The sequence below is a fragment of the bacterium genome (genome assembly GCA_023150945.1).
Taxonomy (GTDB): Bacteria; Zhuqueibacterota; Zhuqueibacteria; order Zhuqueibacterales; family Zhuqueibacteraceae; genus Coneutiohabitans.
Genome location: JAKLJX010000006.1, coordinates 143,451 through 166,884, shown reverse-complemented (window position 1 = coordinate 166,884; position 23,434 = coordinate 143,451). Strand labels below are relative to the sequence as shown.

The window sequence follows — 23,434 nt, the reverse complement described above, 5'->3', positions numbered from 1 at the left end:
TACGATCAGGTAGCAGAATTATTGTTTGGCGTCGCGGCACGGCGCGGCATGATCTTTGTCACCCAGGACAGGTCCGTGGAGGCGCGCACCGCCGCGGAGCGCAGGAGCAGAAACAAGCCCCAGGCACCGACGAAGAGATTCGCCGACCACATGGCCACGAACGGCGAGATGATCTGGCGCTTGGCCAAGTCTTCGCCGCCCACCAGGAACGTCCAGTAGATCAAAAAAAAGAGCAGGCTCAAGCCGCCGGCAGTGGCCATGCCGCCGCGCCGCGCCATGGTACCGAGCGGCGCGCCGATCATCACGAACACCAGACAGGCCACGGGGATCGAGTATTTCTTTTGAATCTCAACGCTCAGGGATTTGATGCGCCGCTGGTTTTGTTGGATCGACATGAGTTGGCGGTTGATCTGGGTTTGCAGATGGCGCTGGCTGTTCAAGAGATCGACCCGGGTGGTTTTGGCCGAAGGGCTGGCCGGCGGCATTTCGTTGCGGAAAAAGGGCGCGGCTGGCGGGCTGGTCTGCCGCCGGCCGGGGCCGCTGTCAGGCAAACCTGCAATATTTTCGCGCGCTTCGTTCGCAGCGCTGGAATCGGCAGGTATATTCAACAATCGCCGCAAAGAAACCGGCAGACCTCTGGCCAAAACGGCGTTTATTTGTTCACGGCTGCTCGCGATCTCTTCGCGATTTTGCCGCACTTCGGTGCGCATGTGATTCGCGCTTTTTTCCCGGTCGCCGCGATATTCCGATTCGCTGCGGCTGAGGAACATGTCATCCACAGGGATTTTGATGACGTGTTTGGGAAAGGCGATGCGGCGGAATTCCTCGGATTTTTTGAGATCGATCTCCTGCATTTCGCCGTCGAACAACGTCAGCACCAGCGCGCCCTGGCTGGCACTGAGTTCGATCAAGCCGCGTTTGGCGGAAATGGTGCGGCTCATTTCCGCGCTGCTGTAGTCATTGATGAGCAGGTTGCGGGCGCGCGTCAGGCCGGTGCTGTCTTCCAGGTCTTGCACCAGCAGGCCGTAGTTGGGGATGCCGTCGTACCACACGCCCGGCTCGATGCTGATGCTGGGCCGTTTGCGCGCGATATCGCTGCCGAGCAGGCGCGTGCGATGGTTGAAATCCGGCAGCACGTTGTTGTTGAACCAGACCATGAACACCGCCAGCCCGGCAGCGGCCACGAAGGCCGGCGCGATGATGCGATAGATGCTGATGCCGCTCGCTTCCATGGCGGTGATTTCATTGTCGGCGGCTAGGCGGCCAAAGGCCATCAGCGTGGCGGTGAGCACGGCCATCGGCACGGCGAGCGCGACGATCCAGGCCAGATTCAACAGGAAGAACTCCAGCACCACGTGCCAGGGCAGGCCCTTGCTCAAAATGCGGCTGAGCTCGCGGAAGAGCAAATTGAGCAGGAACAGCAGGGTGATGAGCGAAAAGGCAAAGAAGAACGGGCCGACGTGTTCGCGCAGAATGTAGCGTGCAAGAATGAATCTGGGCATGGTTCAGAAGAAATTCACCTGAGGCTCGTGGCTGCGGCCGTGGTCCGGATGGTACCGCGAGCCGGAGGTGCTGCGGCCCGGCCGGTCTCGCGGGCGTGGCGGCAATATAACCAACCGCCGCCTGCTTTGCCATAGAATTTTCCCGTGCTGAAATTCACTGGAACTGAGGCGCGACAAGCGGCGTTGAGGAAGGGTGCTGTGGGGCTAGCATCATATTTTTTCTTGCTTCTCAGCGGCTGGAATACTACTTTTCCGCCGCTTTCAATCGCCGGTTCAACAAAGATGGAGGCCGCTATCGAGCGTATTGCTACAGAACATCAACCCTGAGAGTCAGAGATTCGATCCCTATGACGTTTGAGTCGCGCATCGCACGAAGGGCCACGGCACAGCTTTGCACTTGCTTCTTGGTCTTTTTTTATTTCTGCCCGGCCGCCGGCCCAGTTTGGGCGCAGGCGTCGCAAGACACGACGCGCCCGGCAGTCTGGAAGCAGTGGTTTCCCGACGTTCGCAATTATGATCCCCGCGTATCACCGTTCGACGAACCGAGCGGCACCGGCCTGACCCAATTCCACGGCCGCAGCACCTGGCTGCGTTGGCAGCCCGCCTCCTTGCAACGGAAAGTCGCAGTCGATTCCACCGGCCAATTTATTACCATCCGGGAAGAGCTTTTCGAGCAGCCCATCCGCCCGATTTACAAAGCTCCTGTTTCACTCTATTATGGCTCCCGCCTATCCGACAACGAGCGCAAACTGTGGCAAAGCGCCCTGGGGAAAAGCCTGGCCACCGGCCACGAGCAACGCACCGGTCGCGGCGGCTTGGATGTTGACATTCCGGTGCCGATCAAGAGCAAGGCGTTCGCCCAAATCTTCGGCGGCAGCAGCGTCGGCCTGAACGTGCAGGGCGACATTCAAATCGATGGCGGCTTCCGCAAGGAGAATCGCAGCGAGCAGCGCACTGCCTACAATCTCGGCTCCAACACCAACTTCAAGATGACGCAGAAGCAGCGTTTCACCGTCACCGGCCGCATCGGCGAGAAAGTGACGGTGAACGTCGATCAGGACAGCGAGCGCGCCTTCGATTTTGAAAACAACATCAAACTGAACTATACCGGTTTCGATGACGACATTCTCAAGAAGGTCGAGGCCGGCAACATTGCGTTGTCCCTGCCGGGCACGCGCTATGTGACCTTCGGCGGCACCAGCGCCGGCCTGTTCGGCATCAAATCCGAGATGCAGCTCGGCAATCTTTTCCTCACCGCTATTGCCAGCCAGGAGAAGGGCGAAAGCAAGAAGCTCACCGCCAGCGGCGGCGCACAGGCCAAGAACTATACCGTGCGCGACATCAACTATGTGCGCGATACGTACTTCTTTCTCAGCCGCGAGTACCGCGAGAATTTCCGTTACTTCTCCGAAAAATGGCGGCACGTCGCGGTTCCCACCGGCCGTCAAATCAGCCGGCTGGAAGTCTACATTACCGGCCGCACCGATGACCCCAAAAACATTCAAGGCACGGCCTATCGTGACATTGTGATCAATACCGACGGCACTCTCATCGGCCTGCCGGATGAGCGCGAGAAAGTCGATGGCAGCTTCCGGCGGCTGATCGTCGATCAAGATTATCGCTTTGAGCCGACACTCGGCTACATTCGCCTGAATCAGCGCGTGCAAGAGGGCGAAGCGCTGGCGGTGGCGTATCAAACCAACGATGGCGAGATTCACGGCGACATCAACTATGCCCCCGGCAGCCTCCGGCTCAAGCTGCTGCGGGAGCGCACCTCGCTGCCGGCGCCGCGCGATCTCGACGACACCTGGCACCTGGAATGGAAAAACGTCTATGATCTCGGCAGCCGCAACATTCCGGAAGAGGGGTTGGACATTCGGGTGTATTTTCAGCCCGGCTCCGCCGGTACGCCGGAAGAAACCCTCATCCGCAACGATGGCTCGCAAGTTTCTTACCTGAACATCTTCGGCCTGGATGAAACCAACGTCAACGGCGAGCCGCGGCCCGACAATCAAATCGACCTCGACGGTTTCGTCGTCAATCGCGGCCAGGGCGAATTGACCTTTCCTTTTCTGCGGCCGTTCGACGCCACAGATTCCGTGTTCGTGCTCGATCCCGCCACCCGCCAATTCAGAATCGTCAAGAACCTGCTGCCGCTGGAGAAGCAGGTCACCGCGATGTATGACACTTCCTCGCAAAGCGAGCAGTTGCGCCTGAGCAAATTCTTTCTCGAAGTCAAATCGCAGAACCGCTCCACCACCTACCAGCTCGGCTTCAACGTCATCGAAAATTCCGAGGAAGTATTGTTGCGCGGCAGCCGGCTGGTGCGCGATCAGGATTACATCATCGACTATTTTTCCGGAACGCTGACGGTCACCAATCCCGAGGCCAACAAGCCGGACGCCCAGCTCGAAATCACCTATCAGAACAATCAGCTCTTCCAGCTCGAGAAGAAGTCGATTCTCGGCTCACGCGCGGAATACCGCTTCAACAAGGATTCCTTCATCGGCGGCACGCTGCTGTATTTGAGCGAACGCACGCTCGAGCAGCGCGTGCGGCTGAGCGGCAGCGACGAGCGCGGGCCGATGAAGAACCTGGTGTGGGATTTCAACACCCGCCTGCAGTTTCGCCCGAATTTTCTCAGCCGCGCGCTCGATGCCCTGCCGCTGATCTCGACGCAGGAAGTGAGCACGCTCAACTTCGAGGGCGAGGTGGCGCAGATCATTCCCAATCCCAACTCGCTCAACAACGAGAAGACGGGCGACCCCGACGGCGTGGCCTATGTCGATGATTTCGAGGGCACGAAGCGCACCACGCCGCTGGGCGTGTCGCGCCGTGCCTGGGTCGAAGCTTCGATTCCCGTGGAAGTTCTCACCGATGCCACCGCCGTGCGGTATGAGGAGGGTGATGCCCTGACCTTGCCGCGGCGCAAGGCGCTGGCGCGACGCGGCGATTTCATTTGGTGGAATCCGCTGCAGGGCATCCCGGTGACGGATATCTACACCACGCGCCAGACCAACGCTGGCCTGGGCGGCGCGCCCCAAAACCTGCCGGTGCTGGTGTTTGATTTCGTGCCCAAGCAGGCCACCACCCCGCAGGGCACGCCGGTCTCCGAGTTGGACAAATCATGGGCCGGCGTCTTGCGCGCGCTCTCCCCCGGCTATTTCGATCAGACCGAATCGAAGTTTCTGGAGATTTGGATCAACGGCGATACCGGCCGCGTGCACATCGATCTGGGCCTGATCTCCGAAGACGTCATTCCCAATGATTCGCTCAACTCCGAAGATCTGGTGCGCAATCGCATCATCAACAACATTCTCGATGACGGCGAAGATATCGGCATGGACATGATGGCGGGTGCCGATCCCACCGATTTCTGGGACGTCAACCGCAACGGCCGGCAGGATTGGGGCGAGCCGGCCAGCAACGATGACTGGGTCTCCAACAAAATTTCCTTCAGCGGCACCGGCACCTTGAACGGCACCGAGGCCAACGGCAGGGGCAGCAGTCTGAGCGACGAAGGCGGCCTGCGGCCCGACACCGAAGATCTCAACAACAACGGCACGCTCGACCGCGACAATACTTATTTCAGCTTTCTCATCGATCTGAACGACCCGGAGCAATCCAGCAAATACATTTCCGGCCGCGGCAAGAGCGGATGGACGCTGTACCGCATCCCGCTCTCCGATGTTGACAAAACCATTGGCAAGCCCTCGCTGGCGCGCGTGGAGTATGCCCGTATCTGGATCGACGGCATCGACCGGCCCACCCGGCTGCAGTTGGCGGAAATCAGCCTGGTGAGCAACGAGTGGAAGGAAGTCGGCATCACCACGGAAAGCATGGCGCTGGGCAACTTCCAGAAGGATGACCGGCTGGAAGTGACGATCACCAACACCGAAGAAGACCCGGATTATCCCTTCCCGCCCGGCGTCGAGCGCGAGCAGAATCTCATTCAAAAGATTTTGGAAAAAGAGCAATCGCAATTGCTGCGCGTGACGGCGCTACGGCCGGGCGAGACTGCGATCGCGCAGAAGACCCTGCAGTCCTTGAATTTCGTGCGTTACGACAGCCTGAAGATGTTCGTCTACGGCAGCGAGGACATTCGCGTGAATGCCGACACCTCGACGGTGCGGTTCTTCCTGCGCTTCGGCGCAGACGAGCGCAACTTCTATGAATTCCGCGAAGACGTTTATCCGGATCCCTTCCCCAATTCCGGCCAAAACAGCGCGCGCTGGGACCGGCGCAATGAGATGGCGATTTATCTGCCGGAATTGACCGATTTCAAGCGGCAATTGCAGGACTCCTTGCTGCTGCGCGCCGCTGAAGCTTCGGGCAAGATTAGACGCGTCCGCGCCCTGCCCTCCGACTCGCTGGACGTGACGGATTATTTCATCTATATCCCCAAGGCCGGGCGCCGGCAGGAGTGGCGCGTGCGCGGCAATCCCTCGCTCACCAACATCCGGCTGCTGGTGGCCGGCGTGCAAAACGTCGATCCCTTTCAAGATTTCACCGGCGAAGTGTGGATGGACGAGCTGCGCGTGTCCGGCGTGCAGAAGGACAAGGGCATGGCCATGCGCGGCCGTGTCGATCTCAAGCTCGCGGACGTGGCGGGCATCAACTTCGAGATCGAGAACCAGGACGCCGATTTTCACAACGTCGCGACGCGTTTCGGCACCGGCGACAACACCCGCCGCATGTCGGTGAACGGCAATCTCTCGCTCGACAAGGTTCTGCCGCAAAGCCTGGGTTTGAGCGTGCCGGTGACGATGAGTTATTCCGAAAGCCGGGCGCGGCCGAAATACATCCCGGGCAGCGACATTCTCATCACGCCCGACCTGCTCAAGCGGTTTCGCGCCGACAGCCTGGCGGCGATCGACGCCAATTCCAGCCAGCGCGGCATCAACGTTTCGGTGAGCCGGCGCGGCCGCTCGCGCAATTTCCTCATCAAGAACACGCTCGACAATTTGAGCGGCAGTTACAGCTACAGCTTCAGCGAGGCCACCAACAGCACCACGCGCATTTCGGAGCGCACCGGCAATACCGGCAATCTCGATTACCGGCTGACCTTCGGCCGCGACAATTTCATTCAGCCGTTCGGCTGGATCGGCAAAAAGACGCCGCTGTTCGGCAAACTCAACACCACCAAGCTGTACTACACGCCGCAGCGTTTCGACGCCAAGCTGCAGGCCAACAGCAGTGTGCAGTTGAATCAAACCCGGCGCACCCTCAACGGCCGTGAAATCGCGCGCGGCGACAGCATTCTCACGCAGAACTACGGCATCAACCACAGCTTCAGCAGCGCGATGAAGATTTTCGAAAATTTCACCACGGACTACTCGCTTTCATTCAACAACCTGGTCAAGCCCAAGGTGTTGCGCGGCCGGGATTCGACGACGACGCCCATCTCTCCCATGACCTTCATCGAAGGCTTGCGGCGCTTCACCTGGGGCAAACGCGAGCTGCTCAGCACCTCGCAGACCTTCAACGCCAGCTACAATCCCAACTTGTTCACTTGGATGACCACCGGTCTGGCTTACAATGCGACCTATCGCCTCAACAACAGCATCCAGCAACGGGTGGGCGGCCTGAGCACCAGCCTGAGCCGCAGCATTTCGTTCAATTCCAGCTTGCGCTTTTCCCAACTCTTCCAATTTGCCAAGCGCAAAGCCGCGCCCGCACCGGGCGGGCGGGAAGATCGCGGCCGTGGCCGCACGCGACCCGGCGAACAACCCAAGCCCGGCAGCCGGCCCGAGGATGAGCCTGCCAAGCAGCCGCCCGGCAGCAAGCCGGAAGGCGAGAAAGGCAAAAGCGATACGCCGGGCACACCGGAGTCCGAAGAAAAAACCGAAAAGAAGGGCCGCGGCATCCCCAACCCGGTCACCGGCCTGCTGCGCTGGTTTGCCGATTTCAAGGACGTGTCGGTCACCTATCGCAAAACCGAAAACGTGAGCCACAACGGCCTGGAGAGCGACAGCATCCGCTTCGGTTACAGATTCGGGTTCGTGCTGGATCCGGGACCGGGGCAGGAAGGCTCACTCGCTTCGATTTTCCGGAACTACAACCGCTCGGAAAACATCTCCGCCTCCAGCGGCTTCGATTTGACGCGCAATGTCAACATCGGCCTGCGCTTCGACTATGACCGCCAACGCACCCTCACCTCGCAGACGACAGGCAGCTCCTCCCTGTCTTGGTTCAAAGTCGGCGACAGCGGCGGCCTTCCCTTCCCGGAGTGGACCCTCAACGTCAGCGGTTTGGAAAAGCTGGCGCTCTTCAAGAGCGTGGCCAGCTCGGTGAGCGCGAGCACCAATTTTAGCGGCAAGAAATCTTACACCTGGCAGAACACGCCCACGCGCCGCGGCATTACGTCGGAGGATTTCTCCATCAGCTTCCGGCCCCTGTTGCGGCTGAGCATCAGTTGGAAGAACGGCATGACCTCCAGTCTGACCTACAACGTCAACAACGGTTACAAGCCGCAATACAACATCAACCAGAGCGGCCCGCTGTCCGACATTCTGAGCGACGAAGATTTGATGTTCTACTATTTCCAAAGCGCCACTTTCACCAATGGCACTGATCTTTCCATCACCCACAACTACTCCAAGCGCTCGGGCTTCCGGCTGCCGTTCCCCTTCCTGAAGAACAAGGAACTGAAGAACTCGGTGGATTTGGGCATCACCTTCAACTACAAGACCAGCGCCGCCACTTCGCAATTGGCGGAAGGCACAGGCGAGAACAAGCGCAAGACGGAGAAGATCGAAAACAGCAAAACCAAGCTGTGGTCCTTCCGGCCGGACATGCGCTATTCATTCAGCAACCGCGTGCAGGGCGGCGCGCATTTTGAAATCGGCAAGAACGAAGACAACCGCAGCGGCAAGGTGAGTTTCTCCGAACTCGGCATCAACATCAACATCGCCATTCGCGGAAACTGAGGCGCGGTTGTTCCGATTTATGCAGTGGTTCATTTGACCGGCCCTCCCGCTGCTGCGCCGGATTGGCGTTAGTCATGCTCAGCCGTAGCTAACTCAGAGCGAGCAGGGAATCTGCGCGGGCGCTGCGCACGCCGCCTGCGCCAATCATCATCATCTCACATGCCGCGGACCGCGAGAACGAAAAAACGGCCGTTGCAGGCCCGGCGTGCTGCCGCGCGCCCGGTCGTGACCGGCAAAAGACTCTACGGCCTGGCAATCGGGCTGGCACTGGCGGCCATCGCAATCACGATGGCCGTTTTGCTTCACCGGCGCGAGCCGGAGCTGGTGGTGCCCGCGTTTGACGGCGGCCGCGCCTACGCGTTGTTGCAGCAGCAATGCGCGTTTGGGCCGCGGGTGCCGGGCAGCGCCGCGCATGAGCAGACCGCCGCTTTTCTCATTGCCGAATTGCAGAAATATGCCGATAATGTCGTCACGCAATCGTTCGAGCACACCGTTCCCCGGCTCGGGCAAACCGTGACGCTCACGAATATCATCGCCGGCTTTCGATTTGATGCCGGTCGCCGCGTGCTGCTGTGTGCGCATTGGGATTCGCGGCCGTGGGCGGATGAGGATCCGGATTCGAGCCGGCGCAGCGAAGCGGTGATGGGCGCCAATGACGGCGCTTCCGGGGTGGCGGTCCTGCTCGAAATTGCGCGCGTGCTGCAGGAAAACCCTCCGCCGGTCGGCGTCGATATCGTGTTGTTCGACGGTGAGGATTTCGGCACGCCCGGCGATTCGCGCAGCTATGCCATCGGCGCACAGCATTTTGCCCGCACCAAAGAGGCGCGTTATAATCCCGTATTCGGCATTCTGCTGGACATGGTCGGCGATCGCGAGCTGGAGATTTTTCAGGAAGGCAACTCCGTGCAATTTGCCCGCGCTGTGGTTGATCGGGTATGGAATCTGGCCAGCCGCCTCGGGGTTCGCGAGTTTGTGCCGCGCCCGCGCCATGAGGTTTTCGATGATCACGTGCCGCTGTTGGAGGCCGGCATGCCGGTGATCGATATCATCGATTTTGATTATCCCTACTGGCATACCGTCGCCGATACGCCGGACAAGTGCAGCGCTGCCAGCCTGGAAAAAGTCGGCAAGGTCGTGCTGGCCGCGGTTTACAATGTTGAATGAGTTGAATTCTGCCTCGCGCCGCCAGTCTTTCAGATGCGCGCATTTGTTTGCGTTGTGCGCCAGCGTCGGGTTTGCAGCCACGCCGGCCAGTACCCAAAACCACGGAGATTTCGTCGCGGGCCTTGGGTTCGGCATCGGAGGCGGCGGCTTTTGCGTGAAGAGCTTCCTCGCCCGCGCGATTGCGCTGGAGCCTTATGGCGGTGGAGTGCCTTATCGCACGAATGATGGCATAGCGTTCAATTTTCATCCTTTCAGGATGAGTGAAGATTACGATCTTGTCACCGGCGTTTCACAGGTTGACTCCTGGGGTCTGGCGGGCGGTGTCAAGTACTATTTTCAAAAGTAAAGCGCAACCGGTTTAACGCACATGTGACACTCCGAGTATTCGGTTGGAGCGCTTTTTGCTTCTTGCATGCCTGATACCCTAAGTCATGAAGCCGCGACATTTTCACTTCCTGGTTGTTGCTCTGACCTGCTTGACCGTGGCGGCGCACGCGCAAGAGCCGCGCCTCACGATCGACTCGCTGCGCATGGTTTCGGGCAAGCTGGTGGTTGATTTTCATGTTGACAGCCTGCTCACCAGCCGTTTGCTGGCCGGCATGCAGCGCGGCATCACTTCTTCGGCGCGCTTTCGCGTGCAGCTCTGGCGCAAATCCGGCTGGCTGTTCAATGCCCTGGTTGCGGAGCGGGAGTTTCAGGTCAAATCCGCGTTCGAACCGTGGGAGGGCAAATATCTGGTGCAGTCGGCGGCGGAGCGGCGCTTCACCAAATCGCTGGCGTTCGTGCGCGCGAGTTGGGAACAACACCGCGACCTGGCGGTGGCGGATTCCGCGCAACTGGGCGTGAAGTCGCGTCACTATCTCGTGATCGAAATCGTTTGCGAGCCGGTGTCGCGGGAATCACTGCAGGAGATTCGCGGCTGGCTGTCCGGCGAGTTCAAGGGGCTGCCGCCGGCGGACACGACTGATGCCGAGGCGCCGCCGCGGGGCGGGTTGCGCTCACGGTTGTTTGATACCGTGGTCGATCTCACCGGCTTCGGAGCGCAGGTGAGCTCGATGAAATCCAAATCCTTCCGGCTGGCGGAAAACCACCGCATCATCTTTGAACAATGAGGGATCACACATGACGCCACAGGAGAATAACGGTGGCGTGGGGCGGCTGGCGAGTTTTGATCTTGGCACCAACACGTTTCTCTTGTTGATCGCCGAGAGGCAAGACGGCCGCCTCGCGCCGGTGTGTGAGCGGGAGACCATCGTTCGCCTCGGCAAAGACGTGGATGCCGAAGGCAACTTGAAAACGGAAGCCATGCAGCGCGGCTTGGATTGCCTGCTGGAATACCTGCGCTTGGCGCGCGAATATCACGCCACCCGGGTCATTGCCGTCGGCACCAGTGCTTTGCGCGACGCCGCCAACCGCGAGGAGTTTCTGCAGCGCGTGCAAGCGGAAACCGGCCTGGCAGTGCACATTATTTCCGGGGAAACCGAAGCGCGGCTGACTTATGCCGGCGCGTTGTCCAATCAACAGGAACTGGCTGAGCCGATCGCGGTTATGGATATCGGCGGCGGCAGCACGGAAATCGTGACCGGCACCTATGAAGAACTGCACAGCGCGCGCAGCGTAGACATTGGCTCGGTGCGGCTGACCGAGCGCTTTCTGCGCAGTGATCCGGTGACCGCGGCGGAGGTCGCAGCCGTGCGGCAGCAGGCGCAGGAGGCGATGCTCGCAGTGTGGCCGCGCACGGAGTTCGACCAGATACGCAGCCTGGTTGGTACCGCCGGCACCATCACCACGCTGGCGGCCATGGCGCAACAGTTGACGGAATATGACCCGGCCCGCGTGGACGGCTACGTGCTGAGCAAGAAGACGCTGCGAACGCTGGGCGCACAACTGTCGGGCCTCACCATTGCGCAGCGCAGGAAGCTGCCGGGCTTGCCGCCTGCCCGCGCCGACGTCATTCTCGCCGGCGCCGTGATCCTGGAAACGTTCATGGACGCCTATGATTTCGATGAGATCATGGTGAGCAACCGCGGCCTGCGCTACGGCGTGCTGCTTGAACCGGAATTGTTCGCAGACCGGGCGACAGTGCTTTCCGGATGAAAGACGGAAGAATTTGCCTCGGGAGAGAAACGGCGCAGGCGGGAACCGGCGCAACGCGATGCGGCAGGAACGATGACTCGGCTGCGCGGGGCAGCCGGCCTCACACCAGCAGCTTGCCTTTGAGCTTGTGTTTGAGCATCTCGCGGGCGCGAAAGATGCGCGCCTTCACCGTGCCGAGCGGCACGCCGGTGATCTCGGCGATTTCCTCGTAGGATTTCTCTTCGGTGTGGCGCAGAATGATGGCTTCGCGATAATGATCGGGCAGCTCGGCAATCGCCTGCGCGATCAGGGAGGACTTTTCGGAGGACAGCAGCTCATTGTCGGTGGTGGCGTGCACGTCGGCATACTCGCGCTTGAGTTCGCCTTCCTTGGATTGGATCGGCTTATCGAGCGAGTAGGTCTGCAGCTTCTTCTTGCGCAGATGATCGATGGTGGTGTTGATGGCGATTTTGTAGAGCCAGGTGGAAAAGGCGAATTCCTTGTTGAAGGTGTGCAGCGCGGCAAAAGCCTTCATGAAGGCTTCTTGCAGCAAATCCTCGGTCTCTTCGCGATTGTGCACCATGTTGTATAGCAAATTGAAAAGCGGGCCGCGGTGTCGTGCCATCAGGTCGGCGAAGGCTTTCTGTTCTCCGGCCAGGGCCTTGGCAATGAGGGGTGCGTCAGATTTTTTCGTCGCCATAACGCTCGCGAGAAGGGCAAATTTTTGCGGGGAAATCTAATTGAAAAACGATTAACAATCAAGCGAAAAGGCCGGTACTTTTGGCGGAGGAGTCGGCAGAGTGATTTGCGGCATTGGCATCGACCTCGTTGAAATCCCGCGGCTGGCGGCGCTGCTGGAACGCTGGCAGCAGCGCTTTGCTGAGAAGGTTTTCACCCGCGATGAAATTGCCTATTGCGAAGGCCGCGACAACCGCGCCGGGTCCTACGCCGCGCGCTTTGCGGCCAAGGAGGCCTTCGCCAAAGCCCTGGGCACCGGCTGGAGCGAGCATTTTCTGTGGAAGGAGTTTGCGGTGCGCAACGATGCAGAGGGCAAGCCGCTCGCCCTCTTGAGTCCGCGGCTGCAAGCGCGGCTGCACGGCATCAGCGTGCACGTCACGCTCTCGCACGCCGATCACTATGCCACCGCGCTGGTGATTCTGGAGAAGCTTGATTGATTTCGCGGCTTTGCATGAACTCTCTGGCCCAGATGGCAAAGAGTTGGTGATTGTCGGAATGCTCACGAAATCCGCATAAAGACAGATCGAAATAGCACCCATCGCAAAGGTCCCGACTCCTTTTGCAGCGATTCGACTGCGAAGATACCAAAGGCACCGGAAGGAGTTTTCGCGCCGTGCGCGTCGCATTTTTCAGCGCCAAGCCGTATGACCGCCACTCTTTTGCTGCCGCCAACCGGCAAACTGGCCATGAACTGCACTTTATTGAATCCCGCCTGACGCCGGAAACCTGCGCCCTGGCCGTCAAGGTCGATGCCGTTTGTGCCTTTGTCAACGATCAACTCGATGCCGAAGTGTTGCCTCGGCTGGCCGGACAGGGCGTGCGGCTGCTGGCCTTGCGCAGTGCGGGTTTCAATCACGTGGATCTGAACCTGGCGCAGCAACTTGGCCTTACCGTGGTGCGCGTGCCGGCATATTCGCCTCATGCGGTGGCGGAACATACCGTGGGCTTGATGCTCGCGTTGAACCGCAAAATTCATCGCGCTTACGCCCGCGTGCGCGAGGGCAATTTCGCACTGGAAGGCTTGCTGGGATTCGATTTGCACAACCGCATCGTCGGCATTGTGGGTACCGGCAGGATCGGTGCGACGGTGGCGCGAATCATGGCGGGTTTCGGCTGCCGGCTGCTGGCCCACGATCCCGTTTCCAACCCCGAATGCACCGGCGTGGGCGCGCGCTACGTCGCATTGCCCGAATTGCTGGGCAACGCCGACGTGGTGACGCTGCACTGCCCGCTCATGCCGGCGACGCATCACCTGATCAACGCGCAGTCGCTGCAGCATTTCAAGCGCGGCGGCATGTTGATCAACACCAGCCGCGGTGCGCTCATCGATACCGGCGCCGTCATTCAGGCCTTGAAGCGCGGCACCATCGGCGCGCTTGGCCTGGACGTCTATGAGGAAGAGGCCGACATGTTTTTCGAAGATCTTTCCAATCAGGTGATTCAGGATGACGTGTTCGCGCGCTTGCTGACGTTTCCCAACGTCATCATTGCCGGCCACCAGGCCTTCTTCACCCAGGAAGCGCTCGCCAACATTGCCGAAACCACCCTGGCGAACCTCACTGAATTCGAACAAACCGGCCAATGCCGCCATGCGGTGACGCCGGCCTTGATCATGAAGTAACGGTTGCCCGCCATGACTCTATCCGAACGACTCTTGACCCTGCCGCCGGTGGTTTCCGCGCAGGAAATGCAGGCCGTTGATGCTTACACCATCGGCACGCTCGGCCTGCCCGGCCGTGTGCTCATGGAGAATGCCGGACGCGCCGCATTTGAAGTATTGCAGCAGCGCTGGCGGCCGCTGCCGGGAAAACGCGCCGCGATTTTCTGCGGCAAAGGCAATAACGGCGGCGATGGCTTCGTGGTGGCGCGCTTGCTCAGCGAAGCGGGCGTGGCGTGCGAAACCTTTCTTCTGGGCGAACCAGAGGAATTGCGCGGCGAGGCCGCGGCCAACTGCATGCTGCTCTCCGCGCTCGGCCAGCGCGTGCAATCGGTGCGGTCGGGCGACGCCCTGCCCGCGCTCGCCGGTGTTGATTTCGTGGTCGACGCGCTGCTCGGCACCGGCGTGCGCGGCGCACTCACCGGTCTGCTGGCCGAGACGGTCGATCATCTCAATCAAAGCGGTTGCCCGATCGCCGCGATTGATCTGCCCACGGGCATGAACGCTGACACCGGCGCGGTGGCAGGCCCGTGCATCCGCGCGGCCGTGACCATCACCTTCGGCGCGCGCAAATCGGGCTTGCTGTTTTCTCCCGGCCGCGAACATGCCGGAGAATTGCTGGTGGCAGATATCGGATTTCCCGGCCGCGCCTATCAACAAGCGCACTGCCGCACCTATTGGCTCGCGCCGGCAGCAATGCCGGCCTGGCTGCCGCAGCGGCCGCCGGATGCGTTCAAGAATCGTGTCGGCCAGATTCTCGTCATTGCCGGTTCCACGGGCTTCGGTGGCGCCGCGCGTTTGACTGCCACCGCTGCACTCCGCGCGGGCGCCGGCTTGGTAGTACTTGCTGCTCCGCAATCGTTGCTGCCCAGTTTGGAAGCAGCCACTGCCGAGGTGATCAAGCTGCCGTTGCCGGAACAGGACGGCCGTCTCGCGCCGGAGGCTTTTGCTGCACTGGCCGAGCGGTTGGCGTGGGCCGAGGTCGTGGCGCTCGGCCCGGGGTTGGGCGTGGCGCCGGCAATCACCATGCTGGTCAAACAGATTCTGGCGACCTTCGAAAAAACCGTTGTGCTCGATGCCGATGGTTTGAATGTGCTGGCGGGCGACACCGGCGTGATTCGCAACAGCCGCGCGGCGCTGATTCTCACGCCGCATCCCGGCGAACTGCGCCGGTTGCGGCCGGCGGCAAAAGACGAACCTCCGCTGGTTGCCGCCCGGCAAGCGGCGGCCGAGTTTGGACAGATCGTGGTGTTGAAGGGTGCGCCCACCGTCGTCGCGCTGCCGTCGCAGGAAGCGTTGATCAATTCCACCGGCAATGCCGGCATGGCCACCGGCGGCAGCGGCGATGTGCTCACCGGCTTGATCGCCGGCCTCGCCGGCCTCGCCGGCCAGGGTTTGGAGCCGGCGAGCGCTGCGGCGCTGGGCGTGTTTCTGCATGGCCGCGCCGGCGATCTGGCCTGCGCTCAATTGGGCATGTGGAGCATGCTGGCCGGTGATATTCTCGATCACCTGGCGCCGGCGTTTCTGCAAACCGGAAGTTCCGAACGCGCATGAACCGCCAAACGGACGATCCAACTTTAATTCATGAGCATCAATCTTCGACTGCGCAGCTTTTGGCAGAATTACTGGACGCCGCTCTTGTGGGCGGCGGTTTTGTTCATCCAATCTTCAATCCCTGATTTGGATTCGCCCGTTCGACTCACGAAATGGGATGACAAGTGGGCGCATGTCCTGATCTATTTGCCGTTGGGATTCCTGTTGCTGGGCGCATTGGCGCGCGCGCGTGCCGGCCGTGGCAGCGGCACATTGCTGCTGATGACTTTCGCGCTCGGCTCGCTCTACGGCATTACCGATGAGATTCACCAGTATTTTGTTCCGGGCCGGCACATGGATTGGCGGGATGCTGCGGCAGACAGCCTGGGGGTGATGTTGGGAGGACTGCTTTATCTCAAGCTGCGCAACCGCCTCCAGTTGCGCGTGACCGGCGATGCAGAAAAACCCTGGCAGCGCGCGCTGCGCAAGCTCATTTTCCCCGACCCGCTATTGTCAAGCGAGGACAACCGGCCGGCGAAGTGAAACCACACTGCCGCACGCCTCAGAGCTTTTCGACCTTCTCCAAATCCTCTTCGCGGCCCACCATCACCAACACGTCACTGTCCTTGAGCACGTGATCGCCGCTGGGAATGATGACGACGCTGTCGGACAAAACATCCTTGATGACGATGATCTGGACGTTGTATTGCCGGCGCACGTCGAGCGCGGCCAGCGGCTTGCCCAGCCACTCGGAGGGCGCGCCCATCTCCACGATGCCGTAGCCCTCACCGAGCGAGACATAATCGAGCAGGATCGAGCGCCGGAGCGTGTAAGCGATGCGTTTCGCCATGTCGCGCTCGGGAAAGACCACGCTGGAAGCGCCGAGCTTGTCCAGAATCTTGGCATGATCATCAGTGATGACCTTGGCAATGATTTCCTTGACGCCGATTTCGCGCAAATAGAGCGTGATGAGGATGCTCACTTCGATCGGCTCGCCCACGGTCACCACCACCACGTCGAAGTCTTCCAGACCCAGGCTGCGAAGCACGTCCTTGTCTTTGGCATCCGCCACCACGGCCTTCTGGACGAAGGGCCTGATGTCGTCGATCTTGCCTTCGTCGACGTCGATCGCCAGCACCGGCGCGCCCAACTCCGTCAGGTGCTTGCACAAATGATAGCCGAAGCTGCTCAATCCGATGACTGCGAAACTGCGCATAGTTCCTTCCCTTTGAAAGGCTCACTGCATTGCACCGGCTGCCGCGCCGGGCAACCGATCTCATCCCACCAGAACATTTTCCTGGGCGTAGGTGAAGCGGGTTCTGGCCTGCGGACCCACCGCAATCGCCACCGTCAACGGGCCCAAGCGGCCAATGAACATCACCATGGTGATCAGGAGACGGCCGAAAGGCGTGAGCTTGGGCGTGATGCCGGTCGACAAGCCCACTGTGCCGAATGCCGAGGTGGTTTCGAAGAGAAGCTCCAGGAATAGGCCGCGGCTTTGCTGGTGGGCCATGCCGCCGGCCTCCGAGAGCAACAGCAAAAACGTGAAGAGCGCGATCAGAACGCTGGCGAAAAACACGACGGACATCGCCTTGGCGAGCACGTCATTCGGAATGCGGCGATAGAGCAAATGCACGTTCTCTTCGTTGCGAAAACGCGAACGAATGAGCGCGAGCAACACCGCGGCCGTGGTGGTTTTGATCCCGCCGCCACAGGAGCCGGGCGAGGCGCCGATGAACATCAGAATGATCAAAATGAACAACGTGGCATCCGAGAGCGCGCCGAGGGCGAGCGTGTTGAAGCCGGCCGTGCGCGCGGTGACGGACTGAAAATAGCTCGTCAAAAGCCGCGTTCCCCAGGAAAGATCAGCCATGGCATTGTTCAATTCCAGCAGCAGGATGGCAACCGCGCCGGCGCCGATCAACACGGCCGTGGTGCGCAACACCAGACGGGCATGCAGGGAGAGCGTGCGGATATTTTGCTGCAGCCGGCGGTTGATCTCGAAGATCACCACGAAACCCAAGCCACCGAGAATGATGAGCGAGGTAATGGTGAAATTGACCAGCACATCGCCGCGATATTTCTCGAGATTGTCGCCGTAGAGTGCGAAGCCGGCGTTGCAGAAGGCGGAGATGGAATGAAAGATGCCGTGATACACCGCGGTGGTGCTGGGTAAATCGCGCATGAACCGCAGCGTGAGCAGCATGGCCCCCACAAGCTCGATGGTAAGAGTGGCGAGAAAAACCGTTTTCAGCAGCGCCTTGAGATTTTGCATCGGACCCTGGCTGAAGGTCTCCTGCAAGAGATCGCGGCTGCTGAGCGAGAGCCGGCCGCCGCCCAGGACGTAGAGCACCAGCGTGGAGAACGTCATCAAGCCCAAGCCGCCGAGTTGAATCAACGCCAGGATGACGATCTGGCCGAAGCGTGTAAAGGCCGTGCCCGTGTCAACCACGGTCAAGCCGGTGACGCAGGTGGCGGAGGTGGCGGTGAAGAGCGCATCGATAAAACCGACAGGTTTGCCGGTGGAAGCGGCAGGCAGCGTTAACAAGAAGGCGCCGGTGAGGATCAAGCCGGCAAAACTGGCGACGAGAATGCGCGCCGGACCGAGGCGGCGTTGCCAACTGCGCCAGCGCAGGAGCCATTCGCCCGGAATTTGCTGGCCCAGGCGCAACAAATCACGCTGCCAGGCGCTTAGCGGAGCCATCGTGTCAGAGCTTTCTCAAGGTCATTGCTGGTAACCGGGCGCCATGATTTCGGCGTGCCGTGGATAATAGCGCAGTGCCGGATTGGGTCTCAGGTGACATTCTGCAACCTGGCTTGAAACACCTCCGCCAGGCGATCGCGATTCGGAAAAGTCGACACGACGTAGCCGATCAGAAGCGCGGCGGTGATGGCATTGACCCAATAGACCGGATGGGCTGCCATCACGTTGGTGCTCATCGCGACAAAGCAGACCACCAGGCCCATCAATGCCACGCCTTCATACATGGCCAGGCGGGTCAAGCGCGCGGTTTGAATGATGCCCAGCGCCTGTGCCGTCAGCAGCGCCGCGGAGCTTTCACCCTGGATTGCGCGGCCTCTCCGGTAGACGGCATTTTCCACCAGCGGCGCCGCGACATAGACGATGGCGGCCAGTACAAAATGCGCCAGGGTCAAGAAGCGCACCGTGGCCACACCCGCGGCATCGAGCGCCGCTTGCTGCGGCGGTGCGGCATGCGTGCCGGCCAGAAAGAAAAGCACGCCGGCGAATAGCACAACGCTGCCGCACAGCGCGGCCTGAATGATCTGCAGGCCGCGCACCCGCGAGGCCGTGACATTGGCGCGAAACGCTTCAAGATTCAAATCGCGAAACCGGCTCATAGGACTTGCTCCCGCCTCTGGTTGGACCGCAGAGATTCATTCCAATTCTTCAGCGCGCCATCCGCGGCTTTGGCGCACGCCGAGCACGCCCAGCACTTTGTCGACGAACGCCTTGATGTAGGCCTCAACGGTGGTGGGCAGAAAGTACAGCGGAGGGGAAATGGGCATGATGATGACGCCGTCGCGCGACAGCCGCAAGCATTGTTCGAGTGCCAGCGAAGACAGCGGCGTCTCCCGCACGCACAACACCATGCGGAAGCGCTCCTTGAGCGCAACCTGGGCGGTGCGGGTGATCAACGAATCGCCAATCCCGGAGGCAATTTTGCCAAGCGTGGAAGTGGTGCATGGAATAACGACAAACGCGTCGATGGCATTGGAACCGCTGGCCAGCGGCGCGTGCAAGTCATCATTGGAGAAGATTTTCTTGACATGCGGCTGCAGGTCGCGTTCGGTCATTCCCATCTCATCCTGCAACACGACCCGGCCCCATTTGCTGGCAATCAAATATTTATCGCCCGGGCACTCCTTGATGAACTCAACGGCATAAACCGCTCCGGAGGACCCGGTCACGCCAATGGCAATTCTCATGGAAAATGAACTCCGACCACGACCATCACAAACACCACAAAACCCAGGACGGCGTTGATCTTGAAGAAGGCCAGTTCCACGTCGCCGGCCTTGGCCTGTTCCAGGTAGAGCAGAAAACCGGCGGCTGCCAGGAACGGAGTCGCCGGCAAAGAGCGGATATAGCGCGCAAAAATAACGACGAGAACCACGAACGCCAGAGCATGCAGGAGGGCGGAGACGCGCAAGGCGCGCGTGCGGCCGAGCGCCGCCGGCAGCGAATGCAAATGCGCCCGCCGGTCGAATTCCTCGTCCAGCGTCGCGTAGATGATGTCGAAGCCCGCGACCCAGAGCAGCGCGAACAGCGCAAACAGCAAACCGGGGAAAAGATTCTCCAGCGACTGAGTAACCGCCACCCAGCCGGCCAGCGGTGCCATCGCCAAACCCAAGCCGACGCCGAAGTGGGCCAGCGGCGTGAAGCGTTTCATATAGGGATAGAAAAGAAAGACGGCGAGCGGCAGGGGTGACCACAGCAGGCAAAACCGGCCGATCAATCCGGCACTTACGAAATAAAGGGCCAGACCGGTGAGCATCACCGCCGCGGCTTGCGCCAGCGTCATGCGGCCGGCGGGCAACTCGCGACCGGCCGTGCGGGAATTGAGTTTGTCGATCTTGTGATCGATCATGCGATTCAGGGCCAGGGCAACGGTGCGCGCACCGACCGCGGCGAGCAGCATGAGCAGTGCCAGCTGTCCTGAAATCAGGCCGTTCGCCGCCAGAATCGCCCCGCTGAAAATCAACGGCAGGGAAAACAGCGTGTGTTCGAGCTTGACAAAGCGCATTACGGTCGTAAGTTGCACATCCTCTCTCCGGCTTGATGAACGCGAAAATTGCGGCATTAATATAGTAAAATTCATCTGAGAAACAAGCGTCGATCCCCATGCCGGGCTCGGGGAGATTTCCCTTGCAAGTTTGAGCGAAAACCGATAAAGTAAGCGACTTCAGTGCGCGCTGCCGACCGTCGCGCAGGTGATTATACCGGCGTGCAGCGGTTATGAGTCAGATCGCAGCGTGACAAAAAGAGAACGGGAATTGCCATGTCCGTGGTTGATCTGCGCAGCGACACCGTGACGAAGCCGACGCCGGCAATGCGGCGGGTGATGGCGGACGCTGAGGTCGGCGATGATGTTTACGGCGAAGATCCCAGCGTCAATCGCCTGCAGGAGTACGTTGCGGATTTGCTCGGCCAGGAGGCGGCGCTGTTCGTGCCGAGCGGGACCATGGCCAATCAGATTGCCATTCACTGCCACACCCAGCCCGGTGACGAGCTGATTTGCGAGGCGCAGTCGCACATTCTCGACTATGAGATGGGCGGCGCCGCAGCGTTGAGCGGCGTGTCGGCGCGGCCGCTGGCCGGTGAAGCTGGTGTGATCACCGCCGCACAAATTGCAGCAGCGATCCGGCCGCCGGTTTACTATTTTCCGCGCACGCGGCTGGTGGTGCTGGAGAACACGCACAACCTTGCCGGCGGAACGGTCTGGCCGTTGCCGGAAATACAGAAAATTCGCGACCTGGCAGTAAGCACTTCCCTGCGCATGCATCTGGATGGCGCGCGTTTGTGGAATGCCTGTGTGGCCGGCGGTTTGGCGCCCAGCCAATATGCCGGTTTGTTTGATTCGGTTTCGGTTTGCTTCTCCAAGGGATTGGGCGCGCCGGTCGGCTCGGCGCTGGTCGGCAGTCAGGAGTTCATTGCGGCCGCGCGGCGCTGCCGCAAGAGATTCGGCGGCGGCATGCGCCAGGCTGGGATTCTGGCGGCCGCGGCTTTGTTTGCTCTGGAGCATAATCGCGATCGGCTGGCGGAAGACCATGCGCATGCAGCGCAACTGGCGCAGGCTCTGGCGGAAATGCCGGGATTGCGTGTGGACTTGGCGCGCGTGCAAACGAACATCGTCATGATTGATGTCATCGACCCGAAGCGCGAGGCCGCGGCGATCAGTGCTGCGCTGAAACTTGAAGGCGTCTGGGTGTCGTCCGCCGGCATACGCCGCCTGCGCGCCGTGACTCACTACGAGATCACTGCCGGTGACCTCGCGCGCACCCTCGAGGTTTTCCGGCGCGTGTTGAAAGATTAGCATGCCAGCGCTCGAGTTTGTTTGAGCGGCTCATTTGCCCTGTCATCCCGCAGGGAGCTTGGGAATCGCTTGGGATTGCACCCAAATCTTCAAAAAATCCTGGCGGCATGACAGTAATGGTAGATGCCCTTTTCAGGATCACCGTGCCTCAACCGCCATGCGCGGCGCTGCAACGGTCCGTGGCTTGACCTCGCACGCGCAGAGTTAAGTTCACAGCCGCGGCTGTTTGGAAATCTCTCGAGTAATCCGCCTGTCGCATTGCGGCACGGCTGCCGGCGAATCCGTGCTGATCACGCCTGCCGGACGCGGAAATGGTCTTAGTCATGTGGAAGGATCTGGTTGAATCATTGCTACCACACTTGCTCGGAAATTCTCCCACCAAATCAATAGACCTCCACGAATGACCCCCGGAACGGAAAGGGCCGGAGCCAGCGTGCCCAATGTTTCTTGTCGTGGGTCTGGTGATGTCTTCCAAAGAATGATGGTGTGCTTGCGTCAAACATACTTTGCCCATCGCCTGGCGGGTGGATTGTGTCTGCTAGGGCTGCTGGCCGGCGCCGGATCGCCGGCAGCAGCGCAGCAGAGTTTCTCTTCCGCGCGCGCCGTGGTGGTGGTTGGGCTGCTCACCGGTGAGCAGGATGTGCGCCAGCTCGCGCTGCACACCCGCGCCGGCGCTTTTCTGGTCGCTGAGGCAAGCGAGGTCAGTCCGTTTTCCGTGATTCCGGGCAGTGCCAATAGTCTATTCCTCACCTTCAAGCCTTCGGCATTCGGGGCGCCGGTTTCGCTGGCGCCCAGCCTCCGGCCGCCATCCGGCGTCGAGTACCGCTTTTTCACCAGCGAGCGCAGCCTGGTCTCAGAGATTATCCTGGGCAATATCGACTACGCGGTGCTGACCAGCAAAACTTCCGCCGAAGAAATCCAGAACACCGACTTCAACTATCAAATTGTGCCGCTGCCGCCCGACAGCAACACCGTTGATCTGGTTTGCTACAACTACGCGCACACGTTGCTGCGCGATTTGGCCGTACGCCGCGCGCTCAGCCATGCCATCGACCGCAAGAAGTTCCTCCGGCAGGTGCTGTATAACGAGGCCGACCTGGCGCGCGGACCATTCGAAGAGGAAAGCATCTTCTACACCTCCGCGGTGCGGGAAGTCAAGTATGATCCCCGCTTGGCGATTACGCTGCTGGAGGCGGCCGGTTGGGGCCGGATCAACCGGGAACATATTCGCATCCGCAACAACCGGCCTTTGCGCTTTCGCCTGTTCTTTCAAGAGGGTGTCAAACTGAAGGAACAGCTCGCCCGGCAAATCAAGATCGACTGGAATCAAATCGGCATCGACGTCATTCCCGAGCCGCTCAGTGCCGCGGCGCTGAATGATTCCCTGCTCAGCGGCCGGTTCGATGCGGTGTTGCTGCAGCATCGTTTCGCCGATTCGCCCGCGAGCCTGCTCGAGTTTTTCGGTGATGGCTCCGGCAGCGGCATGCTGACATACCGCAGTGAGCCTTACCGGCACACCCAGACGATCTTGAGAAATTTCACCCGGCGCGAGGACATCCGAACCGCGACCATGCGGCTGCAATTGATTCTGGCGGAAGATCAACCCGCCACCTTTCTGTTTCATCCCTGGTTGGTATGGCACATCATCAATGCCGCGCGTTTTGCCGACTATCTCGACGCCAACGGCAAACCCAAGCCCTTTTATGAGTGGCGCGTGCGCTGACCGCCCGCCCGCGTGGGGCAGACGAAGAAGATCCTGGCCGGTGCAATCGCATCGCG

The 23,434-nt window shown here is 60.5% G+C and carries 18 protein-coding genes; 11 read left to right on the top strand and 7 right to left on the bottom strand.

Going from position 1 to position 23,434, the window contains the following annotated elements:
* Positions 1-5: 5 nt before the first annotated feature.
* Positions 6-1,502 carry an LptF/LptG family permease gene (locus tag L6R21_10235; GenBank protein MCK6559564.1) on the bottom strand — a complete coding sequence of 499 codons (1,497 nt, stop codon included), beginning with the start codon at positions 1,500-1,502 and terminating at the stop codon, positions 6-8.
* Between the two features lie 404 nt (positions 1,503-1,906).
* Between L6R21_10235 and sprA the strand changes: the two genes are divergently transcribed.
* The 5 genes from sprA to L6R21_10210 all read left to right on the top strand — a co-directional run bounded on the left by sprA (position 1,907) and on the right by L6R21_10210 (position 11,692).
* A complete protein-coding gene (gene sprA, locus L6R21_10230) occupies positions 1,907-8,431 on the top strand; it encodes a cell surface protein SprA (protein ID MCK6559563.1) in 6,525 nt (2,174 codons plus the stop codon).
* Between the two features lie 225 nt (positions 8,432-8,656).
* A complete protein-coding gene (locus tag L6R21_10225) occupies positions 8,657-9,595 on the top strand; it encodes a M28 family peptidase (GenBank protein MCK6559562.1) in 939 nt (312 codons plus the stop codon).
* Positions 9,596-9,749: 154 nt separating this feature from the next.
* Positions 9,750-9,941: a hypothetical protein gene (locus tag L6R21_10220; protein MCK6559561.1), complete on the top strand. Its 192-nt coding sequence runs from the start codon at positions 9,750-9,752 to the stop codon at positions 9,939-9,941.
* An 85-nt stretch (positions 9,942-10,026) separates the two neighbouring features.
* On the top strand, positions 10,027-10,707 hold the full coding sequence (locus L6R21_10215; protein MCK6559560.1) for a DUF4390 domain-containing protein: 681 nt from the start codon (positions 10,027-10,029) through the stop codon (positions 10,705-10,707).
* Between the two features lie 10 nt (positions 10,708-10,717).
* Entirely contained in the window at positions 10,718-11,692 is a 975-nt protein-coding gene (locus L6R21_10210; GenBank protein ID MCK6559559.1) for a Ppx/GppA family phosphatase, read from the top strand.
* A 100-nt stretch (positions 11,693-11,792) separates the two neighbouring features.
* Here the strand turns inward: L6R21_10210 and L6R21_10205 are convergent, their stop codons facing one another.
* The gene (locus tag L6R21_10205; protein MCK6559558.1) at positions 11,793-12,371 is read right to left on the bottom strand and encodes a sigma-70 family RNA polymerase sigma factor; all 579 of its coding nucleotides are present in this window, start codon (positions 12,369-12,371) and stop codon (positions 11,793-11,795) included.
* Between the two features lie 100 nt (positions 12,372-12,471).
* Here L6R21_10205 and acpS point away from each other — a divergent pair, with 100 nt between their 5' ends.
* The 4 genes from acpS (at position 12,472) to L6R21_10185 (ending at position 16,142) form a co-directional block, all read left to right on the top strand.
* Positions 12,472-12,846 carry a holo-ACP synthase gene (gene acpS / locus L6R21_10200; GenBank protein ID MCK6559557.1) on the top strand — a complete coding sequence of 125 codons (375 nt, stop codon included), beginning with the start codon at positions 12,472-12,474 and terminating at the stop codon, positions 12,844-12,846.
* Positions 12,847-13,022: 176 nt separating this feature from the next.
* Positions 13,023-14,030 carry a 2-hydroxyacid dehydrogenase gene (locus tag L6R21_10195; protein ID MCK6559556.1) on the top strand — a complete coding sequence of 336 codons (1,008 nt, stop codon included), beginning with the start codon at positions 13,023-13,025 and terminating at the stop codon, positions 14,028-14,030.
* A gap of 12 nt (positions 14,031-14,042) precedes the next feature.
* The gene (locus tag L6R21_10190; protein ID MCK6559555.1) at positions 14,043-15,620 is read left to right on the top strand and encodes an NAD(P)H-hydrate dehydratase; all 1,578 of its coding nucleotides are present in this window, start codon (positions 14,043-14,045) and stop codon (positions 15,618-15,620) included.
* Positions 15,621-15,650: 30 nt separating this feature from the next.
* Positions 15,651-16,142: a VanZ family protein gene (locus L6R21_10185; protein MCK6559554.1), complete on the top strand. Its 492-nt coding sequence runs from the start codon at positions 15,651-15,653 to the stop codon at positions 16,140-16,142.
* Between the two features lie 19 nt (positions 16,143-16,161).
* Here L6R21_10185 and L6R21_10180 read toward each other — a convergent pair whose 3' ends face one another.
* From L6R21_10180 to ubiA, 5 genes are all read right to left on the bottom strand, one after another.
* The gene (locus L6R21_10180) at positions 16,162-16,815 is read right to left on the bottom strand and encodes a TrkA family potassium uptake protein (GenBank protein MCK6559553.1); all 654 of its coding nucleotides are present in this window, start codon (positions 16,813-16,815) and stop codon (positions 16,162-16,164) included.
* 60 nt (positions 16,816-16,875) lie between these two features.
* Complete coding sequence (locus L6R21_10175) at positions 16,876-18,303, bottom strand: TrkH family potassium uptake protein (protein MCK6559552.1); 1,428 nt, start codon at positions 18,301-18,303, stop codon at positions 16,876-16,878.
* An 89-nt stretch (positions 18,304-18,392) separates the two neighbouring features.
* The gene (locus L6R21_10170) at positions 18,393-18,959 is read right to left on the bottom strand and encodes a hypothetical protein (protein ID MCK6559551.1); all 567 of its coding nucleotides are present in this window, start codon (positions 18,957-18,959) and stop codon (positions 18,393-18,395) included.
* 36 nt (positions 18,960-18,995) lie between these two features.
* Entirely contained in the window at positions 18,996-19,547 is a 552-nt protein-coding gene (locus tag L6R21_10165; protein MCK6559550.1) for a UbiX family flavin prenyltransferase, read from the bottom strand.
* On the bottom strand, positions 19,544-20,383 hold the full coding sequence (gene ubiA, locus L6R21_10160) for a putative 4-hydroxybenzoate polyprenyltransferase (GenBank protein MCK6559549.1): 840 nt from the start codon (positions 20,381-20,383) through the stop codon (positions 19,544-19,546). Before ubiA ends, L6R21_10165 begins: the two co-directional genes overlap by 4 nt.
* A gap of 237 nt (positions 20,384-20,620) precedes the next feature.
* Here ubiA and ltaE point away from each other — a divergent pair, with 237 nt between their 5' ends.
* Both ltaE and L6R21_10150 read left to right on the top strand, forming a co-directional pair.
* Positions 20,621-21,655, top strand: a complete 1,035-nt coding sequence (ltaE, locus tag L6R21_10155; GenBank protein MCK6559548.1) for a low-specificity L-threonine aldolase — start codon at positions 20,621-20,623, stop codon at positions 21,653-21,655.
* A gap of 490 nt (positions 21,656-22,145) precedes the next feature.
* Positions 22,146-23,378 carry an ABC transporter substrate-binding protein gene (locus L6R21_10150; GenBank protein ID MCK6559547.1) on the top strand — a complete coding sequence of 411 codons (1,233 nt, stop codon included), beginning with the start codon at positions 22,146-22,148 and terminating at the stop codon, positions 23,376-23,378.
* Positions 23,379-23,434: the final 56 nt, after the last annotated feature.